At 61.5% G+C, this 25,216-nt stretch carries 22 protein-coding genes, 1 tRNA gene and 4 pseudogenes; 9 read left to right on the forward strand and 18 right to left on the reverse strand.

Annotated features, from left to right (window positions below; all coding sequences use genetic code 11):
• Positions 1-25: 25 nt before the first annotated feature.
• Complete coding sequence (locus AB4N42_RS18570; protein ID WP_460115127.1) at positions 26-1,321, reverse strand: hypothetical protein; 1,296 nt, start codon at positions 1,319-1,321, stop codon at positions 26-28.
• A gap of 24 nt (positions 1,322-1,345) precedes the next feature.
• A tRNA-Lys gene (locus AB4N42_RS18575) sits at positions 1,346-1,420 on the reverse strand.
• 528 nt (positions 1,421-1,948) lie between these two features.
• Here AB4N42_RS18575 and AB4N42_RS18580 point away from each other — a divergent pair.
• Together AB4N42_RS18580 and AB4N42_RS18585 are read left to right on the forward strand one after the other, a co-directional pair.
• Positions 1,949-2,230, forward strand: coding sequence for a hypothetical protein (locus tag AB4N42_RS18580; RefSeq protein WP_030138768.1), 282 nt, complete (start codon positions 1,949-1,951; stop codon positions 2,228-2,230).
• Between the two features lie 230 nt (positions 2,231-2,460).
• Positions 2,461-2,781 (forward strand): isochorismate lyase, encoded by a 321-nt coding sequence (locus tag AB4N42_RS18585; protein WP_217859355.1) that lies wholly within the window; start codon positions 2,461-2,463, stop codon positions 2,779-2,781.
• 203 nt (positions 2,782-2,984) lie between these two features.
• Here AB4N42_RS18585 and AB4N42_RS18590 read toward each other — a convergent pair whose 3' ends face one another.
• From AB4N42_RS18590 to AB4N42_RS18610, 5 genes and pseudogenes are all read right to left on the reverse strand, one after another.
• Positions 2,985-3,206, reverse strand: coding sequence for a formate dehydrogenase subunit delta (locus AB4N42_RS18590; protein WP_030138765.1), 222 nt, complete (start codon positions 3,204-3,206; stop codon positions 2,985-2,987).
• Complete coding sequence (fdhF, locus tag AB4N42_RS18595; protein ID WP_460115128.1) at positions 3,203-6,079, reverse strand: formate dehydrogenase subunit alpha; 2,877 nt, start codon at positions 6,077-6,079, stop codon at positions 3,203-3,205. Before fdhF ends, AB4N42_RS18590 begins: the two co-directional genes overlap by 4 nt.
• Positions 6,076-7,607 (reverse strand): annotated as a pseudogene (locus tag AB4N42_RS18600) (formate dehydrogenase beta subunit). Before AB4N42_RS18600 ends, fdhF begins: the two are co-directional and overlap by 4 nt.
• Positions 7,608-7,631: 24 nt before the next feature.
• Positions 7,632-8,114, reverse strand: coding sequence for a formate dehydrogenase subunit gamma (locus tag AB4N42_RS18605; protein WP_030138762.1), 483 nt, complete (start codon positions 8,112-8,114; stop codon positions 7,632-7,634).
• Positions 8,115-8,354: 240 nt separating this feature from the next.
• Complete coding sequence (locus AB4N42_RS18610; protein WP_431145543.1) at positions 8,355-9,284, reverse strand: LysR family transcriptional regulator; 930 nt, start codon at positions 9,282-9,284, stop codon at positions 8,355-8,357.
• A gap of 127 nt (positions 9,285-9,411) precedes the next feature.
• On the opposite strand from AB4N42_RS18610, the gene AB4N42_RS18615 reads away from it, so the two are divergent.
• The 4 genes from AB4N42_RS18615 to AB4N42_RS18630 all read left to right on the forward strand — a co-directional run bounded on the left by AB4N42_RS18615 (position 9,412) and on the right by AB4N42_RS18630 (position 12,214).
• Positions 9,412-9,858 (forward strand): cyclophilin-like fold protein, encoded by a 447-nt coding sequence (locus AB4N42_RS18615; protein WP_460115129.1) that lies wholly within the window; start codon positions 9,412-9,414, stop codon positions 9,856-9,858.
• Positions 9,859-9,883: 25 nt separating this feature from the next.
• Positions 9,884-10,912: an alpha/beta hydrolase gene (locus AB4N42_RS18620; protein ID WP_460115130.1), complete on the forward strand. Its 1,029-nt coding sequence runs from the start codon at positions 9,884-9,886 to the stop codon at positions 10,910-10,912.
• Between the two features lie 30 nt (positions 10,913-10,942).
• Positions 10,943-11,236, forward strand: coding sequence for a hypothetical protein (locus AB4N42_RS18625; protein ID WP_460115131.1), 294 nt, complete (start codon positions 10,943-10,945; stop codon positions 11,234-11,236).
• An 84-nt stretch (positions 11,237-11,320) separates the two neighbouring features.
• Entirely contained in the window at positions 11,321-12,214 is an 894-nt protein-coding gene (locus AB4N42_RS18630) for a LysR family transcriptional regulator (RefSeq protein ID WP_460115132.1), read from the forward strand.
• Here the strand turns inward: AB4N42_RS18630 and AB4N42_RS18635 are convergent.
• Positions 12,202-13,364: pseudogene (locus AB4N42_RS18635) on the reverse strand ((R)-mandelonitrile lyase). The gene AB4N42_RS18630 and the pseudogene AB4N42_RS18635 sit on opposite strands and share 13 nt — an antisense overlap.
• 250 nt (positions 13,365-13,614) lie before the next feature.
• Here AB4N42_RS18635 and AB4N42_RS18640 point away from each other — a divergent pair.
• A complete protein-coding gene (locus tag AB4N42_RS18640; RefSeq protein ID WP_460115133.1) occupies positions 13,615-14,484 on the forward strand; it encodes an AraC family transcriptional regulator in 870 nt (289 codons plus the stop codon).
• Positions 14,485-14,502: 18 nt separating this feature from the next.
• Here AB4N42_RS18640 and AB4N42_RS18645 read toward each other — a convergent pair whose 3' ends face one another.
• The 8 genes and pseudogenes from AB4N42_RS18645 to AB4N42_RS18680 all read right to left on the reverse strand — a co-directional run bounded on the left by AB4N42_RS18645 (position 14,503) and on the right by AB4N42_RS18680 (position 21,303).
• A complete protein-coding gene (locus AB4N42_RS18645) occupies positions 14,503-15,018 on the reverse strand; it encodes a hypothetical protein (RefSeq protein WP_198797330.1) in 516 nt (171 codons plus the stop codon).
• A 69-nt stretch (positions 15,019-15,087) separates the two neighbouring features.
• The gene (locus tag AB4N42_RS18650; RefSeq protein WP_030138753.1) at positions 15,088-15,531 is read right to left on the reverse strand and encodes an HIT family protein; all 444 of its coding nucleotides are present in this window, start codon (positions 15,529-15,531) and stop codon (positions 15,088-15,090) included.
• Positions 15,528-15,914, reverse strand: a complete 387-nt coding sequence (locus AB4N42_RS18655) for a response regulator (protein WP_030138752.1) — start codon at positions 15,912-15,914, stop codon at positions 15,528-15,530. The genes AB4N42_RS18650 and AB4N42_RS18655 overlap by 4 nt, the downstream gene beginning before the upstream one ends.
• Positions 15,911-16,894: an HWE histidine kinase domain-containing protein gene (locus tag AB4N42_RS18660; RefSeq protein ID WP_460115134.1), complete on the reverse strand. Its 984-nt coding sequence runs from the start codon at positions 16,892-16,894 to the stop codon at positions 15,911-15,913. The genes AB4N42_RS18655 and AB4N42_RS18660 overlap by 4 nt, the downstream gene beginning before the upstream one ends.
• 64 nt (positions 16,895-16,958) lie before the next feature.
• Positions 16,959-18,095: pseudogene (locus tag AB4N42_RS18665) on the reverse strand (PAS domain-containing protein); the annotation flags it as partial.
• A 190-nt stretch (positions 18,096-18,285) separates the two neighbouring features.
• The gene (locus tag AB4N42_RS18670; RefSeq protein WP_460115135.1) at positions 18,286-19,116 is read right to left on the reverse strand and encodes an amidohydrolase family protein; all 831 of its coding nucleotides are present in this window, start codon (positions 19,114-19,116) and stop codon (positions 18,286-18,288) included.
• 30 nt (positions 19,117-19,146) lie between these two features.
• Positions 19,147-20,437, reverse strand: a pseudogene (locus AB4N42_RS18675) (MFS transporter).
• Between the two features lie 134 nt (positions 20,438-20,571).
• Complete coding sequence (locus AB4N42_RS18680) at positions 20,572-21,303, reverse strand: GntR family transcriptional regulator (RefSeq protein WP_460115136.1); 732 nt, start codon at positions 21,301-21,303, stop codon at positions 20,572-20,574.
• A gap of 284 nt (positions 21,304-21,587) precedes the next feature.
• On the opposite strand from AB4N42_RS18680, the gene fnr reads away from it, so the two are divergent.
• Positions 21,588-22,340: a fumarate/nitrate reduction transcriptional regulator Fnr gene (gene fnr / locus AB4N42_RS18685; RefSeq protein ID WP_431145551.1), complete on the forward strand. Its 753-nt coding sequence runs from the start codon at positions 21,588-21,590 to the stop codon at positions 22,338-22,340.
• A gap of 134 nt (positions 22,341-22,474) precedes the next feature.
• Here fnr and AB4N42_RS18690 read toward each other — a convergent pair whose 3' ends face one another.
• Both AB4N42_RS18690 and AB4N42_RS18695 read right to left on the reverse strand, forming a co-directional pair.
• Positions 22,475-23,365, reverse strand: a complete 891-nt coding sequence (locus tag AB4N42_RS18690; RefSeq protein ID WP_030138747.1) for a universal stress protein — start codon at positions 23,363-23,365, stop codon at positions 22,475-22,477.
• An 83-nt stretch (positions 23,366-23,448) separates the two neighbouring features.
• Positions 23,449-24,342, reverse strand: coding sequence for a universal stress protein (locus tag AB4N42_RS18695; RefSeq protein ID WP_334597576.1), 894 nt, complete (start codon positions 24,340-24,342; stop codon positions 23,449-23,451).
• A 218-nt stretch (positions 24,343-24,560) separates the two neighbouring features.
• Here AB4N42_RS18695 and AB4N42_RS18700 point away from each other — a divergent pair, with 218 nt between their 5' ends.
• A complete protein-coding gene (locus AB4N42_RS18700; protein ID WP_431145552.1) occupies positions 24,561-25,124 on the forward strand; it encodes a GNAT family N-acetyltransferase in 564 nt (187 codons plus the stop codon).
• Positions 25,125-25,216: the final 92 nt, after the last annotated feature.

The raw sequence follows: 25,216 nt of genomic DNA on the forward strand, positions 1-25,216 counted from the left end.
GTCGGGAAACCCGGCGCTACGTATGTCAGCGGTCATCGCCGAGCAATACCCGCGCGACGGTGTCGCCCGACGTAATCAAGCCGCGTTCGATCAGTTCGGCAATCGTACCGCTACCGCAGCGCTCCACGCGCTGGCGAATCGACTTCGGAAGGTCAGCCCCGTCGGCAAGGGCGAATACGGCTGCCTCCTCTGCGGTGATCGGCTCAAGCAAGGGCGTCAGGTCCGATACGCCGTCATCGGCCGGATAACGCTCCATTCGCTTGGCAACCGCCTTGGCGAGCACGTGATGCCCCGGCGCGGCTACATCCTCGCACTGTCTTGACCGGTACTCACGATGAACGCTGGAGTCGGGCAGACCATGCTTGCGCACGAAATCTCCAACGATCTGACGAATCCGGCCGACTTGCCGGCCTGTCAGCGAGCTTGGATCGCCAGAGCACTGTTCGAGCAGTGCGAACAGTTCCGAGAGGCGTGGTTTAGAAGGGCCAATGGTGTGCCCTTCGGCATCGCGGAACGCATAGAAACGCGTGCAAAGCGAAGCGGCCCGTTCGCGCCAGCCCTCGGGATAAACCCTGCACGGCCACTCGTCCTGGTAAGTCAAAAGGAAATGGGAGACAGCGGCGTCGTACAGTGGCAGGCAGATTTCGATCACCTGCTTCTGGACCGCCAGTCGTGGCTGAGCCCGCAACTTCAAGAGCCGCTGGCGAATATCACCGACATTGAAGACATGGACTTGCGCCGAAGAAGATTGCGGTTTTGCACAAGGCGATGGAAAGAAGCGCAGCCGATCGAAGAACGGGGTGATGGTCTCGATGAGTGCCCAGGCTTCATCCACTTGACGGTGGTCCAGCAGCCACGCAACGCCCAGCAGGGCCGACTCCTCCGGAACGTCGACACGGTAATTGCCCGTCGCCAGATAGCTCCGCAATACGTCGAGCCCTTCATCCGTCAGATACCACGCATTGAGGTCCAGACGTTCGAAGCCGGAACGGATACCCGGGATCGATGCAGCCAGCGCTTGCTCGTGCTCATTCAGCTCACCACCGGCCAGCAGCTGCCCCGTGGCAAATCCGCCCGTGGCAACTTCCAGCGTCACCCAGACAGGAATATTGGCTATCGGCATCCGGGCGCCGTACCGCAGAGTCCCTTGCGCGGCATGCGCCAATACCTGCTGCCAACGGGCGATCCGCTGAGCCACTTTGGCCTGGGCTTCTGGCTCGGGATCGGCGCTTTGGGCGACGAGTGCCTTGGACAATTGGAAGGCCGCATAGCCCACGCCGATGCCCTGTGTTCCGTCAGATTCGGTGTCGTCCGTGAGCATACGTGCTGATGACCCTGCGAATAATGGGTCCGGGGGCTGGATTCGAACCAGCGCCCACCCGGTTAAGAGCCAGGTGTTCTACCGCTGAACTACCCCGGAGCAGAGCGGGCATTGTCGGTCAGCATCACCGAGATGTGAAGCGTCTTGGATGACAGGATATGTGGCGCGATTTTGCGGTCCGAAAATCTCGTAGGAAATGACGACCCGTGGCGAGGGAGCTTGCTCCCGCTGGGCTGCGAAGCGGCCCCAAATCAGCGATTCCATTTGTCCAGGTACACCGCATAGCCCGGTTTTGCGGCGGCTGCGCCTCCGAGCGGGAGCAAGCTCCCTCGCCACGGGGGATCGGGGGCGTCCTACAAGTCGGTTGTGGGGGGTGGGATCGACTTCTATAGTTGGGGCGTCGCTGGCTTTCGTCAGTGACTGGGTTTCGCAGCCCGATCACAAAGGAAATGCACCGTCGAGTGAAATTCAGGCAAACTTGCCCGCTTTCATTTTATGGCGGTTGCGCGCGGGAGACTTTCGGGTCTGCCGAGTTTTCCTTCCTCGGTCTGCGAACCTGCGCGCAACTGCCACCCATTTGTTTCGCAGCGAAAAGGGGGCATTTCTTTTATTGAAGGAAGTAATCTCATGACAGCTAATCAACAGTTACCCCGCTACACCCCTCTGACCCAAACCGCTACGACCCAGCCCGTCCTGCTGATCGACACTCAAGCCCCACTGCCCGAACTTCACGCCTGCGTCAGCGAACGCCTGCACGCCACGCTCGATTTCCTGACCCTCGTAGCCTGCTCCAGCCTGCGCGACTCCTCCACCAGCGACATCAACACCCTGACCAACGTTGCCCGGATCCTCGTGCAAGACGCGACGGACGTATTCGGCGTCATCGAACAACGCGGCCTAGAAGGCTAACAGCACTGTGGGAGCGAGCTTGCTCGCGATGACGGCGGCACAGCGAATGCAGATGCAAGCTGACCCACCGCTTTCGCGAGCAGGCTCGCTCCCACAATGGATCGGAGTATGACCGTAAGAATCAGGTCGGTTACGCCAAACCCAAAAACATCCAGGCCGACTGTAGAGCCAATATCCCGAGTAAGCTGCCACAGCAAATAGACCATCTACCACAAATGGAATAAACCTAAATGGAAGTAAAAAACCAGCTATCCCCTGCGCAATGCACCGGCATGGAAGAAATCCGCCAGGAAATAGATACCCTCGACCGAGACGTCATCAAGCTGCTGGGCAAACGCTTTCAGTACGTGCTCGCGGCGTCGAAGTTCAAGACATCGGCCACGTCGGTACGTGCACCGGAGCGCTTCAAGGCAATGTTGACGACTCGGCGGGAATGGGCCGAGGCCGAGGGATTGAGCCCGGATGCCATCGAGAAAATGTACAGCGACCTGGTGAATCATTTTATTGCTGAAGAGATGAAACACTGGACGGCGCAGCAGCCCCAGACCTGAGCCATCTCATAATACTGTGGCGAGGGGATTTAGCGAAACGTCGCACCGCCCCGCTGGGTTGCGCAGCAACCCCATACCAGGCACCGCGTTGCATCTAATGAACCGTGCTGACTGGTTACGACTGCTGCGCAGCCGAGCGGGGATAAATCCCCTCGCCACAAGGGCACAGGGGCACAGGGGCACAGGGGCACAGATAGTTTTGCTTAAGTGGCTCCCTCCGGCTCTTTCAACGCCGCCAACACCAACGGATGCAGCACCGCATCCGGATGTTTTTCCTGCCACGCCCCCAGGTCCCGGCGCATGCCCGGCGTCCAGAAGTTCTTGATGTGCTGGCGGATTCCATTCACCGCCAGCGCCTGGTCAGGCTCGGTGGCGAAGTACCGGGCGATCTCGTTGGCCATCTTGATCAGGTTCTGCGAGCTCATCGGCGCACCTCGGCTTTTTCGGCATGGCGACGTTCCTTGAGCAGACGACTTTGTTCATCGCTGAAGGCCTGGTAACGCTTCTGCCATTCCGAAGGCTGGCTGACCCGCACGATTTCCACCGCCGTCACCTTGTATTCCGGGCAGTTGGTGGCCCAGTCGGAGTTGTCGGTGGTGATCACGTTGGCCCCCGATTCGGGGAAGTGGAACGTGGTGTAGACCACGCCCGGCGCCACCCGCTCGGTCACCTTGGCCCGCAGCACGGTCTGCCCGGCGCGGCTGCCGATGCCGACCCAGTCTTCGTCGACAATCCCGCGGTTCTCGGCGTCGGTCGGATGGATTTCCAGGCGATCTTCCTCATGCCAGGCGACGTTGTCGGTGCGCCGGGTCTGGGCGCCGACGTTGTACTGGCTGAGGATGCGCCCGGTGGTCAGCAACAGCGGATAACGGCTGTTGACCTTCTCTTCGGTGGGCACATAGCCGGTGAGCATGAAGCGCCCTTTGCCGCGCACGAACTCGTCGATGTGCATGGTCGGCGTGCCGTCCGGCGCGGCGTCGTTGCACGGCCATTGCAGGCTGCCGTGGCGCTCCAGTTCGGCGTAACTGACGCGGCTGAAGGTCGGCGTCAAACGGGCGATTTCATCCATGATTTCCGAAGGATGGCGGTAATCCATCTTGTAGCCCAAGGCCTCGGCCAGGGCGATGGTGGCTTCCCAGTCGGCCTTGCCGGCCAACGGGTCCATCACCTTGCGCACGCGGGAGATGCGGCGTTCGGCGTTGGTGAAGGTGCCGTCCTTCTCCAGGAACGAGCTGCCCGGCAGGAACACGTGGGCGAACTTGGCCGTTTCGTTGAGGAAGATGTCCTGGACGATCACGCATTCCAACGCGGACAGTGCAGCGGTCACGTGCTGGGTGTTCGGATCACTCTGGGCGATGTCCTCGCCTTGGCAGTAAAGCGCCTTGAAGGTGCCGTCCAGCGCCGCCTCGAACATGTTCGGGATGCGCAGGCCGGGGTCGGGTTGCAGGGTCACGTTCCAGGCCTGCTCGAACTGGGCGCGGACCGCTTCATTGGAGATGTGCCGGTAGCCGGGCAGTTCGTGGGGGAACGAGCCCATGTCGCAGGAGCCCTGGACGTTGTTCTGCCCCCGCAACGGGTTCACGCCGACGCCTTCGCGACCAATATTGCCGGTGGCCATGGCGAGGTTGGCGATACCCATCACCGAGGTGCTGCCCTGGCTGTGCTCGGTGACGCCGAGGCCATAGTAGATGGCCGCGTTGCCACCCGTGGCGTAGACCCGCGCGGCGGTGCGGATCTGTTCGGCAGGCACGCCGCAGACCGGGCCGAGTTCCTCGGGCGAGTTTTCCGGCAGGCTGACAAAATCGCGCCAGCGGGCAAAGTCCGTCGCCTCGCAACGCGCCTTGACGAAAGGCTCGTCAACAAGGCCTTCAGTAACGATCACATGGGCCAACGCGTTGAGCATCGCCACGTTGGTGCCCGGACGCAGTTGCAAGTGCAGTTCGGCGCGGGCGTGGGGCGAATCCACCAGGTCGATGCGCCGTGGGTCGATGACGATCAACCGCGCGCCCTGGCGCAGGCGGCGCTTGAGTTGCGAACCGAACACCGGGTGCGCGTCGGTGGGGTTGGCGCCCATCACCAGGATGACGTCGGCTTTCATCACCGAATCGAAATTCTGGGTACCGGCGGATTCACCCAAGGTTTGCTTGAGGCCATAGCCGGTCGGCGAATGGCAGACCCGGGCACAGGTGTCGACGTTGTTGTTGCCGAACGCCGTGCGCACCAGTTTCTGCACCAGATAGGTTTCTTCGTTGGTGCAGCGGCTGGAGGTGATGCCGCCAATGGAGTCGCGCCCGTACTTGAACTGGATGCGCCGCAGTTCACTGGCGGCGTAGGTGACCGCCTCGTCCCAGCTGACTTCCTGCCACGGGTCGTTGATGTGCTTGCGGATCATCGGCTTGGTGATGCGATCCGGGTGCGTCGCGTAGCCCCAGGCGAAGCGGCCCTTGACGCAGGAGTGGCCGTGGTTGGCCTGGCCGTTCTTGTCCGGGACCATGCGCACCAGCTGTTCACCTTTCATCTCGGCGCGGAACGAGCAACCCACGCCGCAATAGGCGCAGGTGGTGATGACGCTGCGCTCCGGCTGGCCGATTTCCACGACGCTTTTGTCGATCAGCGTGGCCGTCGGGCAGGCCTGGACGCAGGCGCCACAAGACACGCATTCGGAATCGAGGAAGTTCTCGCCGCCGGCCGCTTCCACCCGGGAATCGAAGCCGCGCCCGCTGATGGTCAGGGCGAAGGTGCCCTGGATTTCCTCGCAGGCGCGTACGCAGCGACTGCAGACGATGCACTTGCTCGGGTCGTAATCGAAATACGGGTTGGACACGTCCTTGGCTTCGGCGAGGTGATTGGCGCCTTCGTAGCCGTAACGCACCTCGCGCAAGCCCACCTGCCCCGCCACGGTCTGCAATTCGCAGTTGCCGTTGGCCGGGCACGTCAGGCAGTCCAGCGGGTGGTCGGAAATGTACAGCTCCATCACGTTGCGCCGCAGCGTGGCGAGCTTGGACGTTTGCGTGCGCACCACCATGCCCGCGGTCACCGGCGTCGTGCAGGAGGCTGGATAGCCGCGCATGCCGTCGATCTCCACCAGGCACATGCGGCAGGAGCCGAAGGCTTCCATGCTGTCGGTGGCGCACAGTTTGGGAATGGTCGTGCCGAGCAAGGCCGCCGCGCGCATCACCGAGGTGCCGGAGGGAACGCTGATTTCACGCCCGTCGATGGTCAGGCTGACCTGCACGTCGCTTTCGCGGGCCGGGGTGCCCAGGTCGATGTCGCTGGCTGGATCGAAGATGGTGATCATTGGTCGGCCTCCGTAGTCGCCAGACCGAAGTCGGCGGGGAAATGCTTGAGGGCGCTGGCGACGGGGTAGGACGTCATCCCACCGAGGGCACAGAGCGAGCCGTATTGCAGCGTGTCGCAAAGGTCATGCAGCAACAACGCCTGTTCCTGGCGGGCATTGGCATCGGTGCTGGCGAGCAGGCGATCCACCACCTCGACGCCACGGGTCGAACCGATACGGCACGGCGTGCATTTGCCGCAGGATTCCTCGGCGCAGAACTGCAAGGCGAACCGGGCCATCTTGGCCATGTCCAGGCTGTCATCGGCGACCACCACGCCACCGTGGCCGAGCATCGCACCCATGGCGGCGAACGCTTCGTAGTCCAGCGGCGTATCGAACTGCGCCGCGCGGCACCCAGGCGCCCAACGGCCCGCCGACTTGCGCCGCCTTCAGCGGACGACCGCTGGCGGTGCCGCCGCCGTACTCTTCCACCAATTCGCGCAGGCTCAGGCCGAACGCCCGCTCCACCAGGCCGCCACGACGCACGTTGCCGGCCAATTGGAACGGCATGGTGCCCAGGGAACGGCCCATGCCAAAGTCACGATAGAACTGCGCGCCTTTCTCCAGGATCACCGGCACCGAGGCCAGCGTCACCACGTTATGCACCAGCGTCGGCAAACCAAACAGTCCTTGCAACGCGCGGCAGCGGCGGCTTGGCGCGCACCGTGCCGCGCTTGCCTTCGAGGGATTCGAGCAGCGCGGTTTCCTCGCCACAGATGTAGGCACCGGCGCCGACCCGGACTTCAAGTTCGAAGGCGCGGCCACTGCCCCCCACATCCACGCCCAGGTAACCGGCCTCGCGGGCAATGCGCAGTGCTTGGTTCAGGGTGCTGACGGCGTCCGGGTATTCCGAACGCACGTAGATGTAGCCCATCGTCGCGCCCACGGCGATACCGGCGATGATCATGCCTTCGATCAGCAGGAACGGGTCGCCTTCCATCAGCATGCGGTCGGCAAAGGTGCCGGAGTCGCCTTCGTCGGCATTGCAGACCACGTATTTCTGCGGTCCCGGGGCGTCGCGCACGGTGCGCCACTTGATGCCCGCCGGGAACGCCGCCCCGCCCCGGCCACGCAGGCCGGAATCCAACACTTGGGCAACCACCTCGGCGCCCTCCGTCTGGATCGCCCGGGCCAGGCCGAGGAAGCCGCCTTGGGCGCGGTAGTCATCGAGGGACAACGGCTGGGTGATGCCGGCACGGGCAAACAACAGGCGTTGTTGGCTCTTGAGGTAAGGAATGTGCTCAACCAATCCCAATGCCGATGGATGGCTGCCAGGATCACTCGCCAGCGCATCGAGCAGGCCCGGTACGTCCTGGGCCGTGACCGGGCCAAAACCCAAGCGCCCTTCAGGCGTCTCCAGCTCCACCAACGGTTCCAGCCAATAAAGCCCACGGGAACTGGTGCGCAACACCTCCAGCGGCAACTGACGCCGCTCGGCCTCGCGGACCAGCGCATCGGCCACCTTGTCCGCACCGACGGCACGGGCCACTGAATCACGGGGGAATGCAGAGGGTCAGCATGGACCGTCCTCCAGGCAACCATTCACCAACTGGCGCAGGCGTTCCGGGGTCAACCGCGCGTGCAGTTCCCCATCCAGTTCCAGGGCCGGCGAGCAGACACAGGCGCCGAGGCAATAGACCGGTCGCAGACTGATGGCCCCGTCGGCGCTGGTGCCGTGATCGTCCAGCGAAAGCTGTTCGCGCAACTGCGCCGCCAGGCCCTCGGCCCCCATGCTCTGGCACGACTCGGCCCGGCACAGGCGCAGGGTGTGGCGCGCCGGTGGCGTGGTGCGAAAGTCGTGGTAGAAGCTGATCACACCGCGCACTTCAGCCTGGCTGAGGTTGAGGGCATGGGCGATTTCAGGGACGGCGGCGTCGGGAACGTACCCGCAACCTTCCTGGATGGCATGGAGGATCGGCAACAAGGCACCGGGGGTGTCCTTCTCGCGCGCCAGCACGCTGTGGATCAGAGGCAGGTGAAGCGTCTCATCAGGCATAAACGTACCTCGGCATCTCGAACGACAACGCCGCGTGGCGCTGGTCGTTCGGAGTCTTGGCGGCGGCGTCCGGCCCACGTCACGGTAGCGTGGCATTCCGATCGCCATTCTCGCTCTCCGGCCAGGTGTCTTTGGCGCACTTGGTCCGGGGCATCTTCACAGCTTGCCACTCCCGGGGACTGGCGATTGCATATGGACGACTAAACGTATCCTGAAAACGACGACTGGTGCTTTTTAGCCTTATGGGCCAGCAGGCAAAGGTTTCGAGGCATCCCCCTGGATGTCCTTGCGCAACGCATTGGCAACCAGTGTAAACGCAGGTGACGGTTGGCGCCGGCTCGGATAGTACAAATAGTAGCCTGAGAATGGCGGGCACCACGCTTCCAACACCCGCACCAATCGGCCGTCCTGAAGATACGGTTCAAATTCTTCTTCCGGCAGGTAGGCAATGCCCAGCCCGGCCACTGCCGCCTGCACGATGTGCGTCGACGTGTTGAAGATGAGCTGGCCGTCCACGCGTACGTTCACTTGCTTGCCTCGCTGCTCGAAATCCCAGACATAAAGCCCGCCGGAGGTCGGCATGCGCTGGTTGATGCAGCGATGGTTCATCAGGTCGCGAGGATGCCCGGGGATGGCGCGGCTGGCGAAGTACGCTGGCGAAGCCACCGCGGCCATCCGCAAGGGTGGGCCGATCGGCACCGCCACCATGTCCTTGTCGATGGTGTCGCCCAAACGCACCCCAGCATCAAAACGGTCCGCGACGATGTCGCGAAAGCCGTAGCTGACATCAAACTCGACGTTGATGTCCGGGTATTCGTGCAGCATCCCGGTCAGTTTCGGCAGCAAGGTCGTGCGCAGGACATGATCGCCGCAGGTGATGCGCACGGTGCCGGCGGGCTTGTCGCGCAGCTCCGTGAGCCTGTCCAGTTCGGCCTCTATCTCGTCGAAGCGATTGCCGATGGCCTGAAGCAAGCGTTCGCCGGCGAGGGTTGGCGAAACGCTGCGGGTGGTCCGCGTCAGCAGCCTGATTTGCAAGCGCGATTCCAGGCCGTTGATGGCCTGGCTCAGCGCCGATTGCGTGACGCCCAGCGCATTGGCGGCACGGGTGAAACTGCCTTCGCGCGCCACCGTCACGAAAGACAGTAGATCGTTGAGATTTCTTCTGACCATGGCGAAACGCTTCAAAGGCTATTGATTAGCTGTGCTTATAGCCTCTTTAAGCATTCATTAGCTAGTCGCGCAAGTGCCCGCGCGTCACCATTGTTCCCATGAACAGAAACGAATTCGGGGCATCGCGATGAGACCGGTCTGGCTGGGTTTGCTGGCGTCAGCGTTGATGCTTGGCAGCTACGGGACAATTTCCGGTGCCGCCTCGGCACCTTCGATAACGGAGCAACCTGAGATGTGGATGACCGTGGGCGAACAACGCTTTGCCATTTCCTTGGCTGACAACGCGGCCACCCGTGCATTTGTCACGTTATTACCGCTGACGTTGGAGATGAGTGATCTCAACCGCAACGAGAAATACGCCTCCCTCCCCCAGGCGCTCCCCGCCCAAGCGAGCAAGCCGGGAACGATCCACAACGGCGACCTGATGCTGTACAGCACCGACACCCTGGTCATTTTCTACACGACCTTCGACTCAACCTACGCCTACACCCGCCTGGGCCATATAGGCGATGCCGCAAGACTGGCGCAAGCGTTGGGCCGGCGAGACGTGCAGGTGACGTTTTCCCAGAACTGATTACTCCGCACCGACAGGATTCCCCATGAAAAAGATCATCGTTTTATTAACCCTTCTGTTCAGTTCCCTTTCAGCAATAGGAGCCGATATGTCCAACGGCGCAGACAACTTCTACACCAGCGACGAAGTCACCGTGCAAAAGGTCAACTTCAAGAACCAGTATCAAATGAACGTCGCGGGAAACCTGTTCATTCCGAAGAACCTCAATGGCAAGAAAAGCAATCCGGCGATTGTCGTGGGCCATCCAATGGGCGCTGTGAAGGAACAGAGCGCGAATCTATATGCGACGAAGATGGCGGAAAAAGGCTTCGTGGCCCTCTCCCTGGATCTTTCATTCTGGGGCGAAAGCGCGGGCCAGCCGCGCAATGCGGTCTCGCCGGATATCTACGCCGAGGACTTCAGCGCGGCGGTGGACTTTCTCAGCGCCCAGCCCTTCGTCGACAAGGAGCGCATTGGTGCCATCGGTATTTGTGGCAGCGGCAGCTTCGTCATCAGCGCCGCGAAGATCGACCCGCGCATGAAAGCCATCGCCACCGTGAGCATGTATGACATGGGCGGCGTCAATCGCAACGGGTTGAAGCATTCCCAGACGCTCGATCAACGCCGGGCCGTCATCGCTCAAGCGACACAGCAGCGTAATGTCGAGTTCGCCGGCGGCGAAACTCTGTACACCAGCGGTACGGTGCATGAGCTGGATGAAAATACCCACCCGATCCAACGGGAGTTCTACGACTTCTACCGCACCCCGCGCGGCGAGTTCACGCCGGCCAGCTCGTCGAAAGACCTGACCACGCACCCGACGCTGACCAGCAACATCAAGTTCATGAACTTCTATCCACTCAACGACATCGAGACCATTTCGCCTCACCCCATGCTGTTCATCGCCGGCGCCAATGCGCACTCCAGGGAGTTCAGCGAAGAGGCCTACAAGCTCGCCGGCCAGCCCAAGGAACTGGTAATCATTCCTGGGGCTGGGCATGTTGATCTTTATGATCGGGTCGATCTGATTCCGTTTGACAAGTTGACGAGTTTCTTTCAAAACAACCTGAAGTGATATCGAGCGTCAACCGAGATCAAAAAAGCCATGGATGAACGTGTTGCCGTCCTCAAAAAACAGATCCGCGCTGTTGTGGTCGCAGGCGGCTCGGACGAAATAACCTATCAATCCGAATGGCTCGGCTACCTGCCCTTCCCCGTCGATCATTGGGTTGAACATCAAGGCAAGACGTTCTCCGGCGACTTTCCTTTTGACTGGACGCTCGAGGACTTGGCCGTTCTTGAGCGCACGGGTTTTCTGGAAAAGTTGGAAGCTTACGAAAACCCGGAAGACCGGTTTGACCGGTGTATCCGGTACCGCGTGCATATTGGATGTGCGTAACCCTGACTTTTCGATGATTCGGGGCTGGGTCATTCCAGTCGTTCCTGTTCATAATCCCTGCCTGCTCATACCCGAGGCGGATCAATGACCACAGAACGCTACGACCAACTCGCCATCTTCTCCGTCGTCGCCCGGGAGCGCAGCTTCACCCGCGCCGCCGCCAAGCTCGGCATGTCGCAACCAGCGCTGAGCCGGGCGATGCGTCAGTTGGAGGAGCGGCTGGGGGTCAGGTTGTTGTCGCGGACCACGCGCAGTGTCGCGCCGACCGAAGCGGGCGAACGACTATTGCAGGTGGTCGCGCCGAGGCTTGAGGAGATCGACCAGGAGATGGCGATGCTCAGTGAGTTTCGCGACAAGCCGGCCGGCAAGTTGCGCATCACCACGGGCGAGCACTCGGCAATCACTGTTTTGCAGCCCGTTCTCGCCAAGCTGTTACCCGACAATCCCGACCTCAATATCGAAATCATCGTTGACTACGGCTTTACGGATATCGTCGCAGAGGGTTTCGACGCCGGGGTGCGGCTGGGTCCCCAGGTCGCCAAGGACATGATCGCCCTGCGCATCGGCCCGGACATGCGCATGGCAGTCGTGGGCTCCCCGGCGTATTTCGCCCGGCACGCCGTGCCTCGGAGTCCCAATGACCTTACGGCCCACAATTGCATCAACCTGCGCATGCCGACTCATGGCGGCCTCTACGTCTGGGAATTCGAGAAAAACGCTCAGGAAGTGCAAGTGCGGGTGGAGGGCCAACTGGTATTCAACACGATTGCCATGCGCCTGGAGGCCGCGATCCAGGGATTGGGCCTGGCGTTCATGCCTGAGGATCTGGTAGAGGACGCCGTGGCGCAAGGCCGGTTGATCCGCGTGCTGGAGGATTGGTGCGAGCCGTTTTCCGGCTATCACCTCTATTACCCCAGCCGCCGCCAGAATTCGCCGGCCTTCACGCTGTTGCGCGACGCCTTGCGCTACGAGGACTGACTGGCGTCCAACGCTTGAGCAGCACGCTTGGCCGCAGCGGCGTCGCCCTGCTCCTCCAATAACTGGATCACTTGCCGCAATTGCGCCGCGCTCAGGCCGACTCGCAGGCTGGCGGCCATGTGCGAGCGCAGTTGTGACTCCACGCCTGGGGTAACCGCCAGCGCGGCGACCGTCGCCAGCTCACGGCTTTGCCAATCCAGATTGTCGCGTTCGAAAATATCGCCAAACAAATGCGTCTGCAGGTATTGGTTGATGACCGGAACGAAGTCGAACAACGGCCCCTGGACGGGGGCGCCGGCAATGCGCGTCTGATTGGCCTTGCCTGCCGCCAGCAATGCGTCGGCGGTGGGAATCGGGCCAGCGGGTTCACGCCCCGGCTCGTCCTGCACGCCACGTTGCTTGCGCGCCTCCACGACTTTCATCAGTTCACCCAGCGCGTTGAGACTGCGGGGAAAACCACTGTAGGCGTAGAGCTGCACCAGGATTTCCTTGGCCTCGCTGACGGTCAGGCCCGCATCCAGCCCTTGATTCAATGCGGTATTGAGCGCCGGCATGTTGCTCGTCGCCATGGCGGCGGCAATCACCGGGATGGCTTGCTGCTTGGCCGACAGGGTTTGTGAAACCGTCACGTTATCCGGCGCGGTCGGCGGCGTCGGTGTTGCGCCGGTTTCGTATTGCTCTTCGCTGACTTTTTCCATCCATTGCACATTCTTGCCATCCACCGTGCCGGTCACGGCCAGGTGGGTCATGGCGCTGTCTGGCGCAGCGCCGTGCCAATGCTTGACGCCCGGCGGACAGACAATCACGTCTCCCGGGCGAATCTGCTGCACCGGTTTGCCCCACTCCTGCGTCAGGCCAATGCCGGATACCACCACCAATCGCTGGCCGGCGGGATGTGTATGCCAGGCCGAGCGCGCGCCAGGTTCAAAGCTGACGTAGGCCGCGGAGGCATTGATTTCGCCTGTGGCAGGAAACAACGGATCAACCCGCACGCGACCGGTGAAATAATCCTCAGGCCCTGCGGCCGAGGCCTGGCTGCCCGCTCGGCTGATCTGCTGTGACGTGCGCGACCCGCCGGCGCCTTCCTGGCCGGCGGCGTCGGCAAAGGCGCCGCCGCGCATAACGCGAAATACAAGGTGCTTGCCTTCATTGGGTTGCCTCTCGATGGATATCGTCGAGAACAAACTACCCACGCAGCATTGATCGATAAACCGTGCCAATGGCATAGGACTCATATCAAAACTACATAAATTCGTATAACCGCTGATCGTCATTGACGCTCGTTGGCGAACGCCCCCAATCTCGACGGCCGAGCTACGCTCTTTTGAGCAAACGCGGCTAGGCAGGCCCATGGCCAATCGAAGACTCTACGCCGACCGCACCTCCAAGAGCCTTTACCCGTGCCTGAACAACCGAGCGATTTCGCTTACACAAAACGCTTCGCCGCCGTCCTGGCCTACATCGATACCCATCTCGAAGGGGATCTGTCGGTAAAGGCGCTGAGTGATGTGGCGAACTTCTCGGTGTTTCACTTCCATCGGCAGTTTACGGCGTTCACGGGCGTACCCGTTTCACGTTATGTGCAACTGATGCGGCTGCGACGCGCGGCACATCGCCTGATTGCAAACGCAGATTGCTCGGTATTGGACGCGACACTGGATGCAGGCTTTCAAAGTCCCGAAGCCTTTAGCCGGGCGTTCGGACGAGCGTTCGGCATGGCGCCGAGTGTGTTCAGGAAGAACCCGAACTGGCAGGTCTGGAATACGGTGTTTGCCATCCCCCATTTCTCAAGGAATATCCTCATGCAGGTTCGAATCGTTGAATGCCCTGAAATCAAGGTAGCGACGCTTGAGCACCGCGGACCTCCGGGGCTCGTCAATGAAAGCGTGCGCCAGTTCATCGAGTGGCGCGTGCGCAGCGGACAATCGCCGGTGGCAACAAGCCGCACGTTCGGCATCCCTTACGGCAATCCCGATACGACACCGCCACAGGCCTTCCGCTTCGCGATCTGTGGTGAGATTGACGAGGAAGTGGCGCCGAACGAGTTCGGCGTCCAGCCGCTCGTCATACCTGGCGGCCGCTATGTCGTGGTTCGCCACGCGGGGTCACCGGATCACATCGGCGAAACGGTCTACCCGATCTACCGCGACTGGCTTCCCGCGAGCGGCGAAGAGCTGCGGGACCAGCCGCTGTTCTTCCGCTACCTGAGCGTCTATCCGGAGACGCCACAGGATCAATGGCAAACCGATGTGTATGTTCCGCTGCAATAGCGGCATCACGACATCGCCTTATTTGATCTCCATCAACCGCAGGGAGGGTGAGCCATCCAGGGAAAGGTGGATGACCGCCGCCCTGCTGGGGAAATTCGGCGCATCGTCGTCGGTATTTTCCATCACGGGGATGTCGATCAAGGTCTGCTCACCCGCCGGGTCGCTGACCAGCTTGGCGTCCAGCTTATCGATCGCCCGCCAGCTGTCACCGCCGATGCGCATCACGTCCAACAGACTGTAATGCGGCACGCCTTCTTCGTTCTCCTCGGGATTGAAGACCGCCAGGTACTGGCTGTAGTTGTTACCCATCCCGAAACCCTCGAGGGTAAAGACCGCGAGCGTGACCTGGCTGTCCTCACCGGTGTCCAGGGTCTGCACCAGCGTCGCTTCGGGGTAGCCGGTGGCATAGCTGTCCTTGAGCAGCGCCACCAAGTGCCCGACCTGCTGTTCCAGGGCTTTGGGGATTTTCGGCTCGGCGGCGTGGGCCAGGGTGCAGGCGAAAAACAAGGCAGCTGTGAGCAGGCGCAATTTCATCGAGTGGGGTCCGCGGTGTTGGGAGGTCAGCGCGGATGTTAGCGTCCAAACCAGACAAGCGCTACGGCCTCAGCCCGCCGAACGAACACGCTCCACCAACCGCGCCTGCAACGCCTCAAGCTCCTGCGGATCGGCCTTCCCCTGCCCGTGGGCGCCAGGCGCCTCGCCTTCCCAGCGCGGAATGATGTGCACATGGATGTGATAGACCGTCTGCCCGGCCGGTGCGCCGTTGAACTGAGCGATCTGCACACCGTCCGGCTGCAATTCGTCAACGATGACGCGGGTCAGGCGCTGCACGGCTGACATCAACGTGCCGAGAACCGCGGGTTCCACTTCGAGGATGTTGCGAGCCTGGGATGCCTTGGGAATCACCAGCACATGGCCGCGCGACTGAGGGAAAATATCCAGGAAGGCCAATACATCGGCGTCCTCGTAAATCTTGTAGGCGGGTGCTTCACCGCGAAGAATCATCGCGAAGATATTCTGCGAATCGTATTGGCCGTTCAAACTCATGGTTGCTCCTTGGACCGTGCTTGTTTGTTTAATGTCAGCGCTATCTTCAGCTGTAATTCGTTTTCTGAAAACGGCTTGTGCAAAACCGGACTTTGCGCAAACTCCTCGGGCAGGCCGCTCGCGCCGTATCCGGTGCTGAACAGGAACGGAACCCCACGCCCACGCAGGATTTCAGCCACCGGGAAGACTCGTTCCCCGGCGAGATTGACGTCTAGGATCGCCAGGTCGACTTGCGCCGTACCCGCCTTCTCCCGTGCCAGGGCGAGCCGTGGCACGGACGCCACCACTGTGCATCCCAGGTCCTCAAGCATTTCCTCGATCAACATCGCGACCGTGCCTTCGTCCTCCACTAGCAGGACCCTGATACCTGCAAAAAGGGTCATGCCGAATGCTCAGTGACCATGAACGAGAAGCGACAGAGAACGCCCTCTGGGGCATAGGTCAGCACGAATATCCCACTCAGGTCGCGCTCGATGCAGCGCTTCATCAAACGCGATCCCAGCCCTTCGCGTTCCGGCGGTGACACCGGGGGCCCGCCCTGCTCACGCCAATCCAAGGTCAACAAGTTTCCGTTCGATTGCGCCTGGACGTTCCAATTCACCGAAAGCCTGCCTGTCTCGACGGACATCGCGCCGTACTTGAGGGCGTTGATTGCCAGTTCGTTGAGGGTCATCGTGAGGCTGAGCGCTACGCGGGTATCGACATCAATGGCATCGCCTTCGATCGTGACACGGCCGGGCTCGGCGCCGAATATCGGCAGCAGTACTTCCTGGGCCAGCGACGCCAGGGGCGTCTGTCCCCAATGCCGCCTCGTCAGGAGATCGTGGGCGCGCGACAAGGCGAGCAGGCGTGCCTCGAAGCGGTTGTAGCCCTCCTTGGCGCTTTCCGCGTTGCGTGAGGTTTGGGCCGCCAGGGATTGCACGGTGGCGAGGGTGTTCTTGACCCGATGGTTGAGCTCGTCGATCAGGGTTTTCTGCCGGTCTTCGGCCTGCTTGCGCTCGGTGATGTCCACCAACATGTTGATCGCGCCCACCAGGTTGCCCTCGGCATCGTGCAGCGGCGTCGGGTATGGTGTGAACGGCACGCGACTGCCGTCGGGACGCTCCGCGATGGCCTCGACCCCGCGTATCGGTCGGTTTTCCTTCAGGGCGACGGCCATCGGGCATTGGTCGTGGGGCAGGAAGCTTCCGTCGGTGTTGAACAATTTCCAGGTCACGCACCACAGGTCGCCCAATTGAGGCGTGCGCCCCGACAACTCGATAGCCGCCCGGTTGAAAAAAGTGATGCGTCCTTGGGCGTCGGTGGTGTAGACCGCCGCGCGGCAATGCCTCGAGCAGATTGCGCATGTGCCGTTCGCTTTCACGGACCTGGTTTTCCATCCGCCGCGCCAGCGTGACGTCCTGGAGTACCCGCACGCCATAGCGGAATCCGCCATGCGTATCCCGCACGGAGGAGCTGTGGATGTCCAGGTAGACAGTCTCGCCATCAGGCTTGAAGGCGCGCTTGCGCAGCACATAGTGGTCCAGCTCGCCCGCCACCTGGCGCGCATACAAGGCCGCGTCCTGGTCGTGGCTGTCGGTGTGGGTGTAGTCCAGGAACGTCATGTCCAGCAGTTCTTCGCGGGAGCGACCGAGCATGTTGCAGAGGGCGTCATTCACGCGCAGCAGTCGGCCGTCCGCCCCCGCCTCGGCGATGCCAATCGTTGCCGCTTCGTACGTCGCGGACAACCGATCATCGCTCTCCTGGCGCGCCGCCTCGGCCAGGTGGACACAGGTCATGTCAACCGTGAAGCAGCGCGTATTGAACAGCTTGCCGTCCTCGAACCGGCCATTGGAGGTGATGGTGACGTACTTGATCGAACCGTCCTTGGCCTTCAATCGCGCGGGATAACTTTCCAGGCACTCGCCACTGCTCAATTTGCCCAGGATGTCGCCAATCACCGGCTCATCGACATGAAAATCAGCGATGGGCCGGCCAATGTATTCGTCCGCCGAATACCCCAGCAGGGCCAATTCGGCCTTGTTGGCACGCAGGATGATGCCGTCGCCACTGACGATGTGCAGGCCGACGGCGCTGTTTTCGAAGAAGTCTTCCAGGTCGGCATTCTTGCGCCGCAGCTCTTGCTCCAGGGCGTGGTGCGCCGAGACGTCCTGGAAACAGTTGATTGCCCCTTGAATGATTCCATGACCATCTTTCAAGGCGCGGATGTTGACCAGTGCCACGATCCGCGTTCCGTCCGGACGCTCGATGAGCACTTCCTGGTTACGCGTCGCCGCGCCGTCTTCAAGTGCCGAGGCCATCGGGCAATCTTCGAACGCCAGCGGCGTACCGTCGGGCAGGTAGAGACGATAGGAACCGCAAAACCGGTCGCCGCCCTCACCCACTATTGGCGTGCGTCCCCACAGGGTTGCTGCCTCGCTGTTGTAGCGGACCAGCCAGCCCTGGCGGTCGCAGAGATACACTGCGCCAGGAATCGCATCGAGCGCGTTGGCCCCCATGGACACGAGACTTTCGTACTCGCTCGGCGTGCGCGTCTCCAGGGGAAACGCTTCAATATTCGACATTACTGATCCTCAATCCGCCTGGCTGGATGCCTGCTACACAGCGCTTGCGGTCAAAACCCGAGGCGCGATCCCGGCCCGGATAAATCCTTTCATACGCCTATGGCGCGGATTTTTTCATGCAGCTGCAATGGATTCTAGATCCCTATCCAACCCGCGAGTTCAGGAAAATTCGACGGCACCTCCGCTGGCATCAGAACCCGAACAATGCACGCGGTGTTTCGACCATCAGCGCACGCATGAGCGGACCCGCACACTCCAACGCCCGCAACTGTTGCATCACGGTATCGAAGCCGACGCTGGCCTCATGTTGTGTATGGGGCCAGTCACTGCCCCATACCAGACGCTGGCGGCCGAAATTCTGCTCAAGCAAGGCCAGTGCGGCGCGGGCAAATTCCAGGTTCCGCCGGTCCGTCCCCGCCAGCCGATAAATGCCCGAGACTTTCACCCATACGTGTCCGCCGAGCCCCAGCGCCAACAACTCGGCAAAACCAGGTTGATCGATGCCCAGACGCGCATCCGGGCGACCGAAATGGTCGATGACCACCTGCACGCCAAACGGAATCAACTGACGAATCAAGCTTGGCAGCTCCGCCACCGGGGCATGCAATTCCACGTGCCAGCCCAATATCGCGAGATGGCCAAGCAATTCCTTCCAGGCGGCTTCGCGAAAATCGGGCAAGGCCTTGCCCATCAGGTTCAAGCGAACGCCGACCACCCCCAGCCGGGCCATGTGCTCCAGCGTAGCGCGGCCGATACCCGGCTCCACCACCACAACCCCGCGCAACTGCTCCGGCGCTTGTCGTAGGGCGGCCAGCAGGTAGCGGTTATCCGTGCCGAGAAAGCTCGGCTGCACCAACACGCCGTGGCTGAGGCCGTGGGTTTGCAAGTGGTCCAGGTACTGCCCGAGCGTGGCGTCGTAGTCCGGTGTGTAGCGCCGCACCGTCGCCCACTCCAGCTCCCGGCAGAACACATGAGCGTGGCAATCGATGCCGGTAACCGGCGTCTTGGTGAGATCAACCATGAGTCTTCATCTGGCGTAAATGAGAAATAATCAGGCCCGGGCGCGCTCGCCGCCGGGTGCCGGGTCGGACGCCGCAGGCGCAGTGGCTTCCAGGCTCCGGCCTCGGGTTTCCGGTAGGCACAACGCCGCAAGCACCGCCACGCCGTAGGCAATGCCGGCGTCGATGCCAATGGCCGAGCCCAGGGACATCGAGTCGCTCATGTGGCCGACCAGGAACGGGAACACTGCCGACAGCACCCGGCCGAAGTTGTAGCAGAAACCGACGCCGGCACCGCGTACGTCCGCCGGGTACAGCTCATTGAAGAACGCCCCGAGACTCGCCGGGATACCCGCCGCGAAGAAGCCCAGCGGAAAGCCCAGGAAGAGCATCTGGGTATTGCTCAGCGGCATGAACACGTAGCACTGCACGGTGATCACGCAGCACAACGCGAAGAGCAAGATGTTCTTGCGTCGGCCGATGCGATCGATCAACAAGCCACTGACCACGCAACCGCACCAGAAGGCAAAGATGATCACCGCCAGGTAGCCACCCGAGTTAAGCACCGACAGATTGCGCTCGGTCTTGAGGAAGGTCGGCAGCCAAGTCATCACCGCGTGATAGCCACCGTGGGCGCCCAGCCCGAGCAATCCACCGAACAACGTGACGCGAATCAACTCGGGACGAAAGATGCCGGCCAGGGACTTAAAGAAACTCTGCGGGATGGCCTGTTCCTTTTGCAGGCGCTGGAAGCTGTCCGGCTCCTCGACGTTGCGGCGTACCCAGATGATCAGGAACGACGGCAGCAGGCCGACGATGAACATCACCCGCCAGGCCATATCCTGCGGTACGAAAGAATAGATCAGCGTAAAGACCCCGACCGCCAGTCCCCAGCCCACCGCCCAGGCACTCTGGACCGTGCCCATGACCTTGCCGCGGTATTTCGGGTTGATGGTCTCGGCCATCAACACCGCGCCGCGCGGCCCACTCGCCACCGATGCCGAAGCCCTGCAAGGCCTTGACGATCAACAACGAGTGGAAACCGGTGACGAACGCCGACAGGAAGGTGAAGAAGGAAAACCACAAGATCATCCATTGCAGCGTGCGCACCCGACCGTAACGATCGGACAACGTGCCGCCGACCCAACCGCCCAGGGCCGAGGTGACCAGCGTGACGCCGCTGATCAATCCGGCATCGCCCTTGGACAAGGCGAACGCGGCAATCAGCGCCGGTATCGCCAGGCCGAACATCTGGACTTCCAGCGCGTCGAGCGACCATCCGCCGAAACACGCCCAAAACGTTTTACGCTCCCGCGAAGTGATTTGGCGATACCAGCTGAACATGATTTTTATCCTTATAAATGGAACGAAAGGCAGCCGAGCGCGTACCGTGCCGCTGCAAGGCCAGTCAGGAACAACAAAACGACAAGGCCAGCGACGACCGACTGGTCGCCGCAGGATCCGCTAGCCCGCCAAGGTCAGCGGATCTCGACGCTGTAGCGGAAATGCTCGGCATGCCCGCGTGAGCGGCGCCACTCCAGCGGGTTGCCGGCGTAGTCCCGCGCCAGGCGCTCGATCACTACCACCGGGCTGTTCACCGGGACCTGCAACAAACGGGCGTACACCTCGTTGACCGACTCGGCGGTGAGCGTTTCCTGCGCGTAGGCCACGACCTGCCCGCAGGTTTCTTCATAGATCGGATAAAGCAGCGGGCCTTTCTGGTTCAGGTCGATCTCCAGGAGCGCCTGGAACCGAGTGCGCGGCAGCCAGATCTCCTCGGCCAACACCGGCTCCACCTCCAGCAGACGCAGCCGGACAATGCGGATCACCGGCGCGTCCACCGGCAGCCCCAACGCCTGGGCCACCGCCGACGGCGCGGCCACAGGTTCTACCGACAAGATCCGGCTCTCCGGAACCCGGCGTTCACCGGAGGCGGATTGAAAACGGAAGAAACGGAACAGTGACGATTGGAACTGCGGCCGGCGAATGAACGTACCGCGCCCTTGCTGGCGCTCCAGGATGCCCTCGGCAACCAACGCGTCGATCGCCTTGCGCACCGTCCCGGTGGACAGCCCGTATTCGGCTGAAAGCGCCGCCTCAGTGGGAATCGCCTCTCCCGGGCGCCAACGATTGTTGGCGATCTGCTCGGCCAACTGGTCGCGCAAACGTTGGTAGAGCGGCAGGCGGGTATCGCTGGGCAGTGGGTTCATAAGATTTTGGCCTTTTTATATAGTCATCTATATGAATATTGGCGGCGAGTATTTGCCTCGCTTCGACGATTGTCAAGAATGTGGGGGTGGTTGAGGTGATAAACGGCGCTGTCGCGACGCTTGCGCCAATGTCGCGGCCAAGGGCGGCTGGAGAATAGCCACCCCAGGTGCCCCATCCTGGATAGCTGCGCTGTGGCTGTCGACAATGGGTGTCGCCTGAATTGAGAAAAACAAGCACGGCTGCGTTGCTCTTCTATGCTTGCCCCAACCAAAGGAGCTTCGCCATGGCCGAGATCGAACCGCGACTTCTACAGGCGCAGGCCCTCAAGGCCGCTTGCTCGAACTGCAGCGTGCTTGAACTGTGCCTGCCTATTGGCCTGACCGGCGGTGAGGTCGAACGCCTCGACACCCTCATCGCGCAGCGGGTGAAGGTCAAGAAGGGAGTAGCGTTGTATCGCACCGACGATCCATTGCGCTCGTTGTATGCGGTGAGATTGGGCTTCTTCAAGACCAGCGTCCTGTCAGTGGACGGTCGCGAGCAAGTTACCGGCTTCCAGATGCCAGGCGAAATGCTCGGACTGGACGCCATCAGCACCGATCACTACGCCTGTAACGCCATTGCGTTGGAGGATAGCGAGGTCTGCCCGTTGCATTTCAACCTCTTGGAAAAACTCGCCCATGACTTGCCCTCGTTGCAGCACAACCTGAACAAACTCCTGAGCCGGGAAATCGTGCGCGACCACAGCATGTTGCTGATGCTCGGCAACATGAATGCCGACGAGCGCCTGGCGGCGTTCCTGCTGAACCTGTCGCAACGGCTCAACATGCGCGGCTATTCCTCCCGGGAATTTGTCCTGCGCATGAGCCGCGAGGCCATCGGCTCCTACCTGGGCCTGCGCCTGGAAACCATCTGTCGGTGCATCGCCCACCTGCGCCAGGAAGAACTGGTGGACATCCATGGGCGCAATGTCACGATCCTGGATTTGCCCGGCCTCAAGCATAAGGTTGCCGGTTGTAATCGTAATGCCGAGCTGTGATGCCTGTTTTTGCGTGACCTGCGATTTACCTCACCTTCAGCCCACCCCAAGACATGTGGCCAGCGCGGCAAGGCGCTCGCTCAGATCTCCACGGTGTCGCGGTACCTCGTATCGTTTGCGCCAGGGCCGTTTCCTCAGACCGCCAGGACACTGCACTGCGCCTGGTACAGGATGTGTTCTGTCGTGCTGCCCAACAGCCCAAACGAATCTTTGTGCTGGGATCTGCCCATGACAATCACATCAACGTCATGCTCCAAGGCAAACTCGCTGAGCGCCGACACCGGGTGCCCCAGTAGAAAGTGCCGGCGTTCGGCAGGCACGCCGAACAGGTTGGCCAGTTCGAGTAAGGTTTTCTCCAGTCTTCGCCGCAATTCCTTGCTGAGCTGCGACAGCGCCAGGCCGCCGCCGCCCACATCGCTCAGGTAGACCGAGGACACCTCAGCGGCGTAAACCAGATGCAACTCGGCGTCACATTGCAGCGCCAAGCCCAGAGCCTGGCGAATGACCCGGTCGTTGAGCCCGCTGTTCTGTGCAAACGCACTGGAGGGGTCTACCGCCGCGACCACCTTGCGCGGCAAGGCGTGACCGGCTGCGCCGACCATGTACAACGCAATGGGGCACTCGCGTAGCAGATGCCAATCCAGCGGCGTGAAGAACGCGCGCTTGAGCAGGGATTCATGCTGGACCTGCTTGATCAGCAAGTCCGGCTGGAAACGTACGACATGTTCCAGAACCTGCTCGCGCATGTCGTCCACCCATGCCATCTCCGTGGTGACGCCCAGGCCTCGACGGCGCATTTTGTCGGCCTCTCCCTCCAGCCAATCACTTTGGTCCTGGAAATATTGCTGCCGCGCAGTTTCACGATGCCCCTCCTCAAGCAAAGACAAGATATCCAGCGAAGGAATCAATGCAGTGATGTGCAAGTGTGCCTCGCTGGCTGCCGCCAGGGCGGCGGCGTGATGAAGCGCGGCGGAGTGTCGTTGCGCCGGGTTGAGGATCAACAACAAGCGTTGGTACTGGCTCATGATGAAATCTCCAGGTCCGGACTCGAACGCCACATATTGGCGCTCGATGCCGGGATTAGGGAACGACCGCCATGGCCTGGGGTTTATCCCCTGACCGCCAAAAGACTGCCCGGCAATGCATAGAGCGCCCGCTCCGTGGTGCTGCCAATCAACCGCTCCAGGCCGACGCGGTGCGCGGTTCCCATCACCATCACGTCAGCCTCGATCTCGTCGACGAACTCATGGATAACTGGCACCGGCAGGCCAAGGATGAAATGTCGACGCTCGGCCGGCACGCCACAGCGCTCGGCCAGGTTGATAAACGCCATGTGCAATGACTCACGCAAATCATCGGCAAACTCGTCATCCCAGGCGCCAGCCAACAACGCGGTATCGCCATTGACTGCAGGCGACAGGTCGCAGGCATACAACAGATGCAACGCGGCGTCACATTGTGCGGCCAGCATGGAGGCGGTTTGCACGATTCGTTCGTTCAAGGCACTGGCATGAGGATCCGAGGGGTCAACCGCGGCCACCACCCGACGTGGCAAGCCATGCTCCGCCTGGTTGACCAGCAGCACCGGTACCGTGCATTCGCGCAGCAGATGACAATCGAGCGGTGTGATGAAGACACGCTTGAGCAAAGGTTCGAAGGTCACGTCCTTGATCAACAGGTCGGGTTTGAACTGCTCGACATGGCGAAGAATGTCGAGCAGCGGGTGCGTGGTCCAGACCACCTCGGTATCCACTTGCAACCCCTCCTCCCTGAGCATTGTCGCTTCCTCCACCATCCAGCGCCGATAACGATGCAAATATCCCTGGATGGTCACCTCGTCGTTTTTTGCGCCCCACAGATGTGTGCGAGGCGGCGGTTGGACAAACACGCACAGGCGCAACACCGCCCCGCTGGCACGGGCCAGGGCGCAGGCCCTGCGCATGGCTGCGGAGGGATGCAAATCGGGCTCGACGATCAATAGCAGACGCTGGTACTGGCCCATCGCACACCTCCACCGGTTTGTTCAATTCATCTGCGACTCCCTTTGCAGCGTGCGCCCGGCGATGCCCCCTGCAGTTTGATCTGAATCAACTACAGCGCAATCAACGGACGGCTACGCAGGGACTGATCCAGATCAGAATCGATTGCCGCCAAAGGCGTAGAACAGAGATGAATGCGTAGGTTTGCCGAACCGTACGCTCATACCCGATGGAGGCCTCCATGCTCACAGTCAAGGACCACAACGAACGCGCCGCCGCGCTGTATGCCAGCATCAGTGGCAAGCACTGGATCCAGGCGCTGAAAGACGGCCGGCACGTGCTGATCAGGCCGCTGCGGGAAGAGGATCGCCAGCGCGAATATGACTTCATCAAGCGCCTCTCGCCCGAGTCGCGGCACATGCGTTTCCTGGCACAAATCAACGAACCCGGAGCAGCCCTGCTCGATCATTTGATGGACGTCGATTGCAAGACGCGACTGGCCTACGTTGCCTTAGTCCATGACAATGGCCAATTGATCGAAATCGGCGTCAGTCGCTACTGCGCCACCTCTGAACATGAATGCGAGTGCGCCGTGACCGTTGCCGATCACTGGCAGCATTTAGGATTGGGGACATTGTTGATGGAGCATCTGATCGCCGCAGCTCGAAAAAATGGCTATCGCCAGATGTATTCCATCGATGCCGCCAGCAACGCCCCCATGCGGGACCTGGCCCACAGCCTGGGGTTCGAAACCCGCAGCGACCCCGACGACACTCGACAGGTCATCCATCGTCTTTATATTTAGCCGCGACATTGCGCGGGTGCCGCATCGCGGTCCCGCGCAAGGGTTTACCGCCACGCCTGCGGCTTGATCGCCCAGCCGCTGTAAGACGCCCG

Source organism: Pseudomonas sp. H2_D02 (assembly GCF_054677635.1).

Bases quoted from the DNA above. Each gene is read 5' to 3' on its own strand.
- AB4N42_RS18570 (WP_460115127.1), bottom strand. From the start codon at position 1,321: ATGCTCACGGACGACACCGAATCTGACGGAACACAGGGCATCGGCGTG.
- AB4N42_RS18580 (WP_030138768.1), top strand. From the start codon at position 1,949: ATGACAGCTAATCAACAGTTACCCCGCTACACCCCTCTGACCCAAACC.
- AB4N42_RS18585 (WP_217859355.1), top strand. From the start codon at position 2,461: ATGGAAGTAAAAAACCAGCTATCCCCTGCGCAATGCACCGGCATGGAA.
- AB4N42_RS18590 (WP_030138765.1), bottom strand. From the start codon at position 3,206: ATGAGCTCGCAGAACCTGATCAAGATGGCCAACGAGATCGCCCGGTAC.
- fdhF (WP_460115128.1), bottom strand. From the start codon at position 6,079: ATGATCACCATCTTCGATCCAGCCAGCGACATCGACCTGGGCACCCCG.
- AB4N42_RS18605 (WP_030138762.1), bottom strand. From the start codon at position 8,114: ATGCCTGATGAGACGCTTCACCTGCCTCTGATCCACAGCGTGCTGGCG.
- AB4N42_RS18610 (WP_431145543.1), bottom strand. From the start codon at position 9,284: ATGGTCAGAAGAAATCTCAACGATCTACTGTCTTTCGTGACGGTGGCG.
- AB4N42_RS18615 (WP_460115129.1), top strand. From the start codon at position 9,412: ATGAGACCGGTCTGGCTGGGTTTGCTGGCGTCAGCGTTGATGCTTGGC.
- AB4N42_RS18620 (WP_460115130.1), top strand. From the start codon at position 9,884: ATGAAAAAGATCATCGTTTTATTAACCCTTCTGTTCAGTTCCCTTTCA.
- AB4N42_RS18625 (WP_460115131.1), top strand. From the start codon at position 10,943: ATGGATGAACGTGTTGCCGTCCTCAAAAAACAGATCCGCGCTGTTGTG.
- AB4N42_RS18630 (WP_460115132.1), top strand. From the start codon at position 11,321: ATGACCACAGAACGCTACGACCAACTCGCCATCTTCTCCGTCGTCGCC.
- AB4N42_RS18645 (WP_198797330.1), bottom strand. From the start codon at position 15,018: ATGAAATTGCGCCTGCTCACAGCTGCCTTGTTTTTCGCCTGCACCCTG.
- AB4N42_RS18650 (WP_030138753.1), bottom strand. From the start codon at position 15,531: ATGAGTTTGAACGGCCAATACGATTCGCAGAATATCTTCGCGATGATT.
- AB4N42_RS18655 (WP_030138752.1), bottom strand. From the start codon at position 15,914: ATGACCCTTTTTGCAGGTATCAGGGTCCTGCTAGTGGAGGACGAAGGC.
- AB4N42_RS18670 (WP_460115135.1), bottom strand. From the start codon at position 19,116: ATGGTTGATCTCACCAAGACGCCGGTTACCGGCATCGATTGCCACGCT.
- AB4N42_RS18680 (WP_460115136.1), bottom strand. From the start codon at position 21,303: ATGAACCCACTGCCCAGCGATACCCGCCTGCCGCTCTACCAACGTTTG.
- fnr (WP_431145551.1), top strand. From the start codon at position 21,588: ATGGCCGAGATCGAACCGCGACTTCTACAGGCGCAGGCCCTCAAGGCC.
- AB4N42_RS18690 (WP_030138747.1), bottom strand. From the start codon at position 23,365: ATGAGCCAGTACCAACGCTTGTTGTTGATCCTCAACCCGGCGCAACGA.
- AB4N42_RS18695 (WP_334597576.1), bottom strand. From the start codon at position 24,342: ATGGGCCAGTACCAGCGTCTGCTATTGATCGTCGAGCCCGATTTGCAT.
- AB4N42_RS18700 (WP_431145552.1), top strand. From the start codon at position 24,561: ATGCTCACAGTCAAGGACCACAACGAACGCGCCGCCGCGCTGTATGCC.